The organism is Streptomyces sp. SP17BM10 (assembly GCF_036322405.1).
GTDB lineage: Bacteria > Actinomycetota > Actinomycetes > Streptomycetales > Streptomycetaceae > Kitasatospora.
Map to the genome: position 1 here is coordinate 21468 of NZ_JAQYXB010000615.1, position 10510 is coordinate 31977.

The following is a 10510-nucleotide window of genomic DNA, read 5'->3' on the forward strand; positions in this document are numbered from 1 at the left end:
CCCCCGGGTCCCGGGTGGGGGTCAGCGGGCCTTGCGGCGCGAACCCGGGCGGCGCTCGCTGGGCCGGTAGACCGGCTCACCGGCGGCGGTCGCCGTGTCGCGGCGCTTGGCCCCGAAGTCTGCCAGCGCCTGGGCCAGCGCGGCCGCCGACGGGGCCGGGGCCATCACGTCGACCCGCAGGCCGTGCTCCTCGGCGGTCTTCGCGGTGGCCGGGCCGATGCAGGCGATGACCGTGACGTTGTGCGGCTTGCCGGCGATGCCGACCAGGTTGCGCACGGTCGAGGACGAGGTGAAGAGCACCGCGTCGAAGCCGCCGCCCTTGATCGCCTCGCGGGTCTCGGCCGGCGGCGGCGAGGCGCGCACCGTGCGGTACGCCGTCACGTCGTCGACCTCCCAGCCGAGCTCGACCAGGCCGGCCACCAGGGTCTCGGTGGCGATGTCGGCGCGCGGCAGCAGCACCCGGTCGATCGGGTCGAACACCGGGTCGTAGGGCGGCCAGTCCTCCAGCAGGCCGGCCGCGGACTGCTCGCCGGAGGGCACCAGGTCCGGCTTCACGCCGAAGTCCACCAGGGCCTGCGCGGTGGTCTCGCCGACCGCCGCGACCTTGATGCCGGCGAACGCGCGGGCGTCCAGGCCGTACTCCTCGAACTTCTCCCGGACCGCGCGGACGGCGTTCACCGAGGTGAAGGCGATCCACTCGTAGCGGCCGGTCACCAGGCCCTTGATGGCCCGTTCCATCTGCTGCGGGGTGCGCGGCGGCTCGACCGCGATGGTCGGCACCTCCTGCGGCACCGCGCCGTACGAGCGCAGCTGCTCGGACAGGCCGTGGGCCTGCTCCTTGGTGCGCGGCACGAGGACGTTCCAGCCGAACAACGGCTTGGTCTCGAACCACGAGTGCGAGGCGCGGTGGGCGACCTGCTCGCCCACCACGGCTATCACCGAGGTGGCCGGGTCCACCGGGGCGGAGACCGGCGAGGGCAGCACCCGGGCGGTCTTGAGGTCGGCCGCGATGCTCGACAGGGTCGAGGTGAAGGTGCGCTGGCGCGTGGTGGTTCCGGACAGCGTCGCGCTCAGCGCCGCCTCCGGCTTTCGGCCGTTGGAGACCAGCGCGGCGGCGGTCGCGGGCAGCTGGCCCAGCGTCGTGCGCACCACCAGGGTGGTCTCCGGCGCGCCCAGGTCGACCGGGCCGCCGGCCAGCAGCGCCGCGCCGTCGACGAAGCGGACGTCGGTGCCGGCCGAGCCGCGCAGCGGGACGCCCGCGTAGGCCGGCACGCCGACCGACTGGGCGACGCCCGGGATCACCTCGAAGGCGATCCCGTCGCCCGCGCAGCTGAGCATCTCCTCGGCGGCGCAGCCGTCCAGGCCCGGGTCGCCGTCGACGGTGCGGACCACGTGCTTGCCGGCCCGCACGGCCTCGGCGACCAGCTTGGCCAGGTCGAGCTCGGCGCCCTCGGCGCCGGGGGTGTGCACCTGCACGCCGGCCGGGCAGTGGCTGCGCACGGCGGCGGCGGTCAGCGGGTCGGCGACCAGGACGTCGGCCGAGGAGAGCACCTCGACCGCGCGCAGGGTCAGCAGCCCCGGGTCCCCGGGGCCCGCGCCCAGGAAGGTGCACCGTCCGGCGGCGGACTGGCCGCCCGGGAACGGGGTGTCGGTGGCGGCGGTGGGGCTCATCGGGCTCGCTCCCCCATCAGGGCGGCCGCGCCCGCGTCGAGCAGCCGGGCGGCCAGCGCGCGGCCGAGGGCCGTCGCCTGCTGCTCGGCGGTCTCGTCGAGGACGATCGGACCGTTGGCGGACATCTTCAGCAGGGTGGCGCCGTCGGTGGTGCCGACCACGCCCTCCAGCCGCAGTTCGTTCGGCCGGCTCCAGGTGGCCAGCCCGGCCACCGGCGCCGAGCAGCCGGCCTCCAGGGCGGCCAGCAGCGCCCGCTCGGCGGCCACCTCGACCCGCGTGGGGGCGTGGTCGAGGGCGGCGAGCGCGGCGGCGAGGTCGCCCCCGTCCGGAAGCACGGCCCCGGACGCGCACTCGATGGCGAGCGCGCCCTGGCCGGGGGCCGGGAGCATCAGCTCGGGGTCGAGGTGCTGGGAGATCTCGGCGCTGCGGCCGAGCCGGTTCAGGCCGGCGGTGGCGAGCACCACGGCGTCCAGCTCGCCCTTGGTGACGTACCCGATCCGGGTGTCCACGTTGCCGCGGATCGCGACGGTCTCCAGGGCGGCGCCGCGGGCGGCGGCCCAGGCGTTCAGCTGGGCCATCCGGCGCGGGGAGCCGGTGCCGATCCGGGCCTGGCGGCCGGCCCCGGCCAGCTTCTCCACCAGCTCGTCCAGGGTCAGGCCCTCGTGGGCGACCAGGGCGTCGCGGACGTCCTCGCGCTCGGGGACGGCGGCCAGCACCAGGCCCTCGGGGGCGGCGGTGGGCAGGTCCTTCAGCGAGTGCACGGCGAAGTCGATCCGGCCCTCCAGCAGCGCGTCGCGCAGCGCGGAGACGAACACGCCGGTGCCGCCGATCTGGGCCAGCGCCTCGCGCGAGGTGTCGCCGTAGGTGGTGATCTCGACCAGCTCGACGGCGCGCCCGGTGAGCCTGGTCACCTCGCGGGCGACCATGCCCGACTGGGCCATGGCGAGCGCGCTGCGCCGGGTGCCGAGCCGCAGGGCGGGGGCGGCCGGAGCCTGCTCCGTGATCGGTTGACCATTCATGAGGTGATCGTCCCGGTGGTACTCGTGGGATGGCTGACGGTTCATCCGGCGCTCCCGCCCGAGGGCTGGGGCCGGCCGCCGACGGGCGTGCCCGACACGGCGTGCACGGCCGCCGGGTCGAGGTCGAACAGTTCGCGCAGGGCGTCCGCGTAGGAGGCGCCGCCGGGCTCGGCGGCGAGCTGCTTGACCCGCACGGTGGGTGCGTGCAGGAGCTTGTCGACGACCCGCCGGACGGTCTGGGTGATCTCGGCGCGCGAGCGCTCGTCCAGGTCGGGCAGCCGGGAGTCCAGCCGGCCGAGCTCGGCGGCGACGACGTCGGAGGCCATCGACCGCAGCGCGACGACGGTCGGCGCGATCCGCGCGGCCCGCTGGGCGGCGCCGAACGCGGTGACCTCGTCCGCGACGATCCGGGTGACGGCGTCCACGTCGCCGGCGCCGGGGCTGGCGGCGTGGGCGTGCGAGAGGCTCTCCAGGTCGACCAGCAGGGCGCCGGGCAACTCGTGCACCGCGTGGTCGACGTCTCGCGGCATGGCGAGGTCGAGCAGGGCGAGCGGCTGCTCGGTCCGGCGCAGGGCGACCGCGGCGGCGACGTCCTCGGCGTGGATGACCACGCCGGCCGCGCCGGTGCAGGAGATCACCAGGTCGACGTCGGCCAGCGCCTGCGGCACCTTGGCCAGGTCGAGGGTGCGGGCCACGCCCGGACCGAGGATCTCGACCAGGCGCTCGGCGCGCGCGGGCGTCCGGTTGGCGACCAGCAGGTCGGTGACGCCGGAGCGGACCAGGGTCGCGGCGGCCAGCGAGCTCATCGAGCCGGCGCCGACCACCAGGGCCCGCTTGCCGGCGATCTCGCCCGCGCCGGCCGCGACCTGCTCCAGGCCGAAGGTCACCAGCGACTGGCCGGCCTTGTCGATGCCGGTCTCGCTGTGCGCCCGCTTGCCGACCCGCAGCGCCTGCTGGAACAGCTCGTTCAGGTCGCGCCCGGCGGTGTGCTCCTCCTGGGCCTTGGCGAGCGCGTCGCGCAGCTGGCCGAGGATCTGGCCCTCGCCGACGACCATCGAGTCCAGGCCGCAGGCCACCGAGAAGAGGTGGTGGACGGCGCGGTCCTCGTAGTGGACGTAGAGGTGGGGGGTCAGCTCCTCCAGGTCCACCCCGCTGTGGTGGGCCAGGAGCAGGGACAGCTCGGCGACGCCGGCGTGGAACTTGTCGACGTCCGCGTACAGCTCGATCCGGTTGCAGGTGTTGAGCAGCGCGGCTTCGGCGACGGTCGCGGTGGCCGCGGCGTCGTGCAGCAGCCGGGTCGGCGCGTCACCGGTCAGCGCGGCGCGCTCCAGCACGCCGACCGGGGCCGTCCGGTGGCTCAGTCCTACGACGAGAAGACTCACGCCCGCCCCCCACAGCTCTTCGTGTTCATGCGGGCATCACCGCGGACAGATCGCCCTCGCCGCCCTTGGCCGGCTTGCCCTTGACCTGCTCGGCCTGGTCCTTGGCGGTGGTCTCGGCGCGAGCCTTGCCGCTGCCGGCGGCCGCGCGGCGCAGCTTGGCGGCCGCGGCGCGGACCGGGCCGGGGGCGCGGTCCAGCACCGACTCGGTGCGGTCGGGCTCCTCGCCGGCCTTGCGCTGCTCGTGGAAGGCGAGGATCTGCAGCTCGATGGAGAGGTCCACCTTGCGCACGTCCACGCCGTCCGGAACGGTCAGCACGGTCGGGGCGAAGTTGAGGATGCTAGTGACGCCGGCCTCGACCAGGCGGTCGCAGACCTGCTGGGCGGCACCGGGCGGGGTGGTGATGACGCCGATGGAGACGTGCTGGCTCTCGACGATCGACTCCAGCTCGTCCATGTGGCGCACCGGCAGCCCCGCCGCCGTGGAACCGACCACGTTGGGGTCGGCGTCCAGCAGGGCGGCGACCCGGAAACCGCGGGAGGCGAAGCCCCCGTAGTTCGCGAGGGCGTGGCCGAGGTTCCCGATGCCGACGATGACGACCGGCCAGTCCTGGGTCAGGCCGAGCTCGCGGGAGATCTGGTAGACGAGGTACTCGACGTCGTAGCCGACACCGCGGGTGCCGTAGGAGCCGAGGTAGGAGAAGTCCTTGCGCAGCTTGGCGGAGTTGACCCCGGCCGCGGCGGCCAGCTCCTCGGAGGAGACGGTCGGCACCGAGCGCTCGGAGAGCGCGGTGAGGGCCCGCAGGTAGAGGGGCAGGCGGGCGACGGTCGCCTCCGGGATGCCCCGGGCACGCGAGGGTCGGCGCGCGGCGCCCTGGTCGGGCGTCTGCGAACTGCTCTGTGGTGATCGGCCGATTGCCACGGTGCTCCTGTGGGTGAAGCTGGGCTTTGGCAGCCAGGCTATGCGTTTGTGAACGTGTGCACAAAGATGGTGTCCGATTTGTCCCCGCACAGTGATGCGCATCACGCCGTCGAGCCCATAGCACCGCAGTCCGTCAGCACCACGGCCGGGGCCGGTACCCCGGGCAGCCACGGGCCGTACGGCGCCTCCCTGCGCAGCAGCGGGACGGCCGCTCCGGACGGGCGGGAACGGGCCCGGCCCAGCCGCGGCCAGGGCACCCGGGCCGCCTCGCGCAGCGCCCCCCGCACGTCCTCCGGCGTCCGGTCGCCCGTCGGTCCGCCGGGGACGCCGGGGACGCCCACGCAGTGGCGCAGCAGTTCGGCGGTCACCCGGGCGTCGCCGAGCGCGGTGTGCGCCGGGTACCAGCCGAGGCCGGCCGCCTCCACGCAGGCGGCCAGGCCGTGACCGCCGGCCTCCGGCAGGAGCTCGCGGGCCAGGCGCATCGTGCACAGCAGCGGGACGGGCGGCAGCGGCACGCCGATGCGGGCGAACTCGCGCTCCAGGAAGGCGTGGTCACAGCTCACGTGGTGCCCCACCAGCACCCGGCCGGCCAGCAGCTCCAGCAGCCGCGGCGCGATCTCCCGGAAGCGCGGCGCGCCCTCGACGTCCGCCTGGCATATCCGGTGCACGTGGGTCGGGCCTACCGGGCCCAGCGGGTCGAGCAGGGTCGCGAACTCGCCCTCCGGGCGCAGCTGGCCGTCCAGCAGGACCACCGCGATCTCGACCACCCGGTGGCGCCACGGGCTGCGGCCCGTCGCCTCCACGTCCACCACGGCGAAGCCCCGGGCGCCGTCGGGGGCCTGGGACGTCGCGGGGGTGGGACCGGGAAGCATGGCGGCACTCCTCGTGTGCTCAGCCCCCCACGGGCGCAAACGAGTTCGATCGTAAGCCGACGAACACGCTCCGACACCGCCGGTTCGGAGTGGGTTTGGCAACGATTCGGCGACTCGCCCCCGCCGGTCGGCGGGGGGGGACGGCCGGAGCCCGCGAAAAGCCAGCGGTGGGGGGATCAGCCGCCCAGCGCGGCGCGCAGGCGGCGCTCGTCCACCCGCCAGAAGTCGTGCTGGCGGCCGTCGACCAGCGTCACCGGGATCTGCTCCCAGTACAGCCGGTACAGCTCCTCGTCCTGGGTGATGTCCTTCTCCTCGAAGGCCGCGCCCAGCTCCCCCGTCACCCGGACGATCACCTCCCGGGCGTCGTCGCACAGATGGCACCCGGGCTTGCCGACCAGGGTCACGGTACGGTCCGCCGGGGACGGCTTCGGGCTCTTGTCACGTCGCAGCAGTGGGCTCACCCGGCCATTGTCCGCCCCGCCCGCACCGGTCCCGCGCCCGGCCGCGCACCGCGCTGTTCACCGCACGGGCACGCCGCCGTCACGGCTGCTGCGCGCCCGGCTGGCTATGCTCGATGACATGGCCGTGCTCCGAAGGCTCACCCGCGCTAGGCGCCCCACCACCGAGCGGACCGCTCTCGCGGGCGAGGCCGCGGCCGAGGCCGCGGAGGCCGCCCTGCGCGCCGAGCCCGAGCCGGCCGCAGCCCTCGCGGACGCCTCCGCCCCCGGCGCGGGCGCCACCGCCCCGGGCGCGGCCCCCGGCAGGCCCTCGAAGGCCCCCAAGGCACCCGCCGGCAACCACACCCCCGAGCCCGGCGATCCGCACGCCGCCGCCTTCTTCGACTGCGACAACACCATCCTGCGCGGCGCCGCGATCTTCTACCTCGGTGTCGGCCTCTACCGCCACGGTTTCCTCACCCGCCGCGACATCGCCCGCTTCGCCTGGCAGCAGGCCTGGTTCCGGCTGCACGGCGCCGAGGACCCGGACCACATCTCGGACGCCCAGCACACCGCGCTCGGCCTCGTCGCCGGCAAGGCCACCGCCGAGTTGGAGGCGCTCTGCGAGGAGGTCTTCGAGCACGTCGTCGCCGACAAGATCTGGCCCGGCACCCGCGCCCTGGTGCAGATGCACCTCGACGCCGGCCAGCGGGTCTGGCTGGTCACCGCCGCCCCGCTGGAGGTGGCCCGGGTGATCGCCCGGCGGCTCGGCATGACCGGCGCGCTCGGCACCGTCGCCGAGGCCCACGACGGGCTCTACACCGGCCGGCTGGTCGGCGAGCTGCTGCACGGCCCCGCCAAGGCCGCCGCCGTCTCCGCGCTCGCCAGACGCGAGCGGCTCGACCTCGACCGCTGCGCCGCGTACAGCGACTCGGCCAACGACATCCCGATGCTCTCCCTCGTCGGCCACCCGTACGTGGTGAACCCGGACGGCGCGCTGCGCCGGCACGCGCGCGCCCAGGGCTGGCGCGTGCGGGACTTCCGCACCGGACGGAAGGCGGCCCGGATCGGCTTGCCGGCCGCGGCAGCGCTCGGCGTGCTCGCGGGGGCGACCGCCGCCGCGGTCGCGCTGCACCGGCGGCGCCGCCGCGCGTGATCCCGCGCACGTTCCGCCACCCTCCGCCACGCCCGAGTTGCCGTCGGCGCCGCTCCGAAATCCTCCGCACGGCCCTCCCCTTCAGGGGTGACCAGGCGTCAACAGGGCCGCTGACCTGGCCCCTCGTACGAGCGAACTCCGGTCCACCGCACGGCCGTCCGGACCCGCTGTTCGAACCTGTAAGTCGCTGACCGGTTCTGATCGTTCGCCAGACCGGGAAAGTCGGCGATTACCGAGCCCCGAGGCAGGGAAACCGCCCGGCGGACCACCGAATTGGTCACCCTGGGCGCCCGTTCGGTCACGTTGAGCCGGATGAACGGCGACACGATCGGTCAGTGTCGGCCGAATATGCACGCGAAATGCATCCCAAGCGACCACTTCGACCACACGGTGTAGCTGTCATTGCACAAAGCGTTATTCTCTCCTGGATGCGCGTCACCCAACCGCCCCGTCCGAACGGGCAATGGTGGCGTGCTCTCCGCGCAGGCGGAGGTGATCCGTCCACAGTTCTGCCTCTGGGAGTCCCGTGTACCCACCCGTCCGGAACGACGCGCCTGCACCCTCCCGCCCGTCGTCCGCGCCCCTGCGTCCCCGCACCGGCCTCCGCGGTCGCCCGGTCACCACCCGGCAGATCTCCACCGGCCTCGACCTGTTGCGCAGCCTGCTCCTCACCCAGCTCGCCGTCTCGCCCCAGCTCGTCCCGGCCGGCGCGCCCCTCGGGCCCCAGCCGGCCCCCGGACTCGCACTGCGCACCACCGCGGCCGGCTCGGCCGGCACCGGCTCCCGCGGCCGCACCGGCACCGCCGGCGTCGGCCGCAGCCGGACGCGCACCGCGCCCGCCCCGGGCTACGAGACCGAGCACAACCCGATCATGGAGCTGGTCGAGCGCGCCCAGGCCGGCGAGAGCGAGGCCTTCGGGCGGCTCTACGACCACTACTCGGACACCGTCTACCGGTACATCTACTACCGGGTCGGCAGCCGGGCCACCGCCGAGGACCTCACCAGCGAGACGTTCCTGCGCGCCCTGCGCCGGATCGGCACCTTCACCTGGCAGGGCCGCGACTTCGGCGCCTGGCTCGTGACGATCGCCCGCAACCTGGTCGCCGACCACTTCAAGTCCAGCCGCTTCCGGCTGGAGGTCACCACCGGCGAGATGCTCGACTCCAACGAGTGCGAGCGCAGCCCGGAGGAGTCGGTCCTGGAGTCGCTCTCCAACGCGGCCCTGCTCGACGCGGTGCGCCGGCTCAACCCGCAGCAGCAGGAGTGCGTCACGCTCCGCTTCCTGCAGGGGCTCTCGGTGGCCGAGACGGCGCGGATCATGGGCAAGAACGAAGGCGCCATCAAGACGCTGCAGTACCGGGCCGTCCGCACCCTGGCCCGCCTGCTCCCGCCCGACGCGCGGTGAGGCGCACGGCCGTGCCGGCCGCCGCGGCCGCGTGCGGCGCCGACGGGGGGATACCCCGCCCGGCCGGCGCCGACGGTCCGTCACCACCGGTGGCGGACCGACACGTCCGGGTGAACGGTCGGTCCGATGATCAGTCGTGCGTAACCGACCACCCGCACCGCTCGTTGGCCATCGTGCAAGCCGCCACCAGGCGTACGGTCAAGCCGAATTGCGACCCGTCACCCGATGGAGTGGCTTTGGCCCGCCGGGGCAACCGTCCGGCAGGCCGGGGTGTCGACAACGACGAAGGGAGGTGTGGCCCGTGACGGCAAACGTGCTGGAGCACCGACGGGCGAAGGCCTTCGCCGAGGCGCTGGAGGCCCACCAGGCAGAGCAACGCGGCACGGCCGACACCGAATCGGCCAACACCGCTACCACCGGCCATAGTTCGGCCGCGATGGCCGAACTGGTCGGCCTGGCGGGCGCGTTGGGCACACTGCCCGGCCCGGCACTCGACCCGGAGGTACGGACCGTCCAACGCGCCCAGCTGATGGCCGCGTTCGAGCAGGCCTTCGCCGGCGGACCGGGTGCCACAGTGCCCCGCCAGCGCCGGCACCGCGCGGTCCGGATGGCCCCGCGCGGCCGCTGGAGCCGCCGCTTCGCGATCGGCGGCCTCGTCGCCGGCCTCGCCGTCGGCAGCTTCGCGGGCGCCGCCGCCGCCAGCACCAGCGCCCTCCCGGGGGACACGCTGTACGGCATGAAGCGCGGCCTCGAAGGACTGCGGCTCGACCTGGCGGGCTCCGACTCCGAGCGCGGCGAACTGCTCCTCGACAACGCCGCGACCCGGCTCAAGGAGGCCAAGAGTCTGGTGGGCCGCACCGACGGGGCGGGCGCGCTCAGCCCCGGCACCGTCGACCAGGTCCGCCGCGCACTGGACGACATGCACGCCGACGCGATCAAGGGCCGCGACCTGCTGCGCTCGGTCTACCGCAGCAACGGCTCGCTCGACCCGATGCGCACACTGGCCGGCTTCGCCCACGAGGAGGACAGCCGCTGGACCGAGCTGGAGGGGCACCTGCCCTCCCAACTCACCCCGCAGGCCCACCTGGTGAACCAGCTCTTCGACGACATGAGCGAGGACGTCGCGCCTCTGCGCCTGGCCCAGCCCACCGCCCCCGGCGGTGCACCGGCCGGCACGGAAACGGGCGGCGACACCGCCGGCCCGAACCCCGGCTCCGGCCCGGCACCGTCCGGCGGCACCGGCACCGCACCGGGCACGCCCGCGCAGGGCGGCACCACGGGCACGGCCGGCGGCAACCGGCCCGGTGCCACCGAGCACTCCCCGGCCGGCGCCGGGGCGCTTCTGCCCGGCGGCACCGGTGCCAAGGGCGACGGCCTCACCGGGAACCTGCCCAGCAGCGCGCCCGACGCCGTCAACGGCCTGGTGGGCAACCTCACCAACGGGCTCACCGGCGGCAAGCAGCAGCCCTCGCCCAGCACCGACGTGGCGCCCGGCGGCCAGACGCAGCAGCAGCTGCCGACCGCCACGCCCAGTGCCGCCACCGGCGGCCAGCAGCAGGGCGTCGACGTGCCGCCGCTCATCCCGGGCCTGCTGCCCGGACTGCGGATCCTCGGCGGCTGACGCACCGGGTCGGCACACGACGGCCGAG

9 protein-coding genes are annotated in these 10510 nt (G+C 74.9%); 3 read left to right on the forward strand and 6 right to left on the reverse strand.

Annotated features, from left to right (window positions below; genetic code table 11):
- Positions 1 to 21: 21 nt before the first annotated feature.
- The 6 genes from PUR71_RS23340 to PUR71_RS23365 form a co-directional block, all read right to left on the reverse strand.
- Positions 22 to 1671: a uroporphyrinogen-III synthase gene (locus PUR71_RS23340; protein ID WP_329929040.1), complete on the reverse strand. Its 1650-nt coding sequence runs from the start codon at positions 1669 to 1671 to the stop codon at positions 22 to 24.
- The gene (gene hemC / locus PUR71_RS23345; RefSeq protein WP_329929041.1) at positions 1668 to 2690 is read right to left on the reverse strand and encodes a hydroxymethylbilane synthase; all 1023 of its coding nucleotides are present in this window, start codon (positions 2688 to 2690) and stop codon (positions 1668 to 1670) included. Before hemC ends, PUR71_RS23340 begins: the two co-directional genes overlap by 4 nt.
- Positions 2691 to 2731: 41 nt before the next feature.
- Positions 2732 to 4072 carry a glutamyl-tRNA reductase gene (locus PUR71_RS23350; protein WP_329929042.1) on the reverse strand — a complete coding sequence of 447 codons (1341 nt, stop codon included), beginning with the start codon at positions 4070 to 4072 and terminating at the stop codon, positions 2732 to 2734.
- A 25-nt stretch (positions 4073 to 4097) separates the two neighbouring features.
- Positions 4098 to 4991 carry a redox-sensing transcriptional repressor Rex gene (locus PUR71_RS23355; RefSeq protein ID WP_329929043.1) on the reverse strand — a complete coding sequence of 298 codons (894 nt, stop codon included), beginning with the start codon at positions 4989 to 4991 and terminating at the stop codon, positions 4098 to 4100.
- A 101-nt stretch (positions 4992 to 5092) separates the two neighbouring features.
- Positions 5093 to 5863, reverse strand: coding sequence for a 3'-5' exonuclease (locus PUR71_RS23360; RefSeq protein ID WP_329929044.1), 771 nt, complete (start codon positions 5861 to 5863; stop codon positions 5093 to 5095).
- 176 nt (positions 5864 to 6039) lie between these two features.
- A complete protein-coding gene (locus tag PUR71_RS23365; protein ID WP_329929045.1) occupies positions 6040 to 6324 on the reverse strand; it encodes a glutaredoxin family protein in 285 nt (94 codons plus the stop codon).
- Between the two features lie 118 nt (positions 6325 to 6442).
- Here PUR71_RS23365 and PUR71_RS23370 point away from each other — a divergent pair, with 118 nt between their 5' ends.
- From PUR71_RS23370 to PUR71_RS23380, 3 genes are all read left to right on the forward strand, one after another.
- Positions 6443 to 7456, forward strand: coding sequence for an HAD family hydrolase (locus PUR71_RS23370; protein WP_329929046.1), 1014 nt, complete (start codon positions 6443 to 6445; stop codon positions 7454 to 7456).
- 583 nt (positions 7457 to 8039) lie between these two features.
- On the forward strand, positions 8040 to 8861 hold the full coding sequence (locus tag PUR71_RS23375; protein WP_443077534.1) for an ECF subfamily RNA polymerase sigma factor, BldN family: 822 nt from the start codon (positions 8040 to 8042) through the stop codon (positions 8859 to 8861).
- Positions 8862 to 9162: 301 nt separating this feature from the next.
- Entirely contained in the window at positions 9163 to 10482 is a 1320-nt protein-coding gene (locus PUR71_RS23380) for a DUF5667 domain-containing protein (protein WP_329929047.1), read from the forward strand.
- Positions 10483 to 10510: the final 28 nt, after the last annotated feature.

Bases quoted from the DNA above. Each gene is read 5' to 3' on its own strand.
- PUR71_RS23340 (WP_329929040.1), bottom strand. From the start codon at position 1,671: ATGAGCCCCACCGCCGCCACCGACACCCCGTTCCCGGGCGGCCAGTCC.
- hemC (WP_329929041.1), bottom strand. From the start codon at position 2,690: ATGAATGGTCAACCGATCACGGAGCAGGCTCCGGCCGCCCCCGCCCTG.
- PUR71_RS23360 (WP_329929044.1), bottom strand. From the start codon at position 5,863: ATGCTTCCCGGTCCCACCCCCGCGACGTCCCAGGCCCCCGACGGCGCC.
- PUR71_RS23370 (WP_329929046.1), top strand. From the start codon at position 6,443: ATGGCCGTGCTCCGAAGGCTCACCCGCGCTAGGCGCCCCACCACCGAG.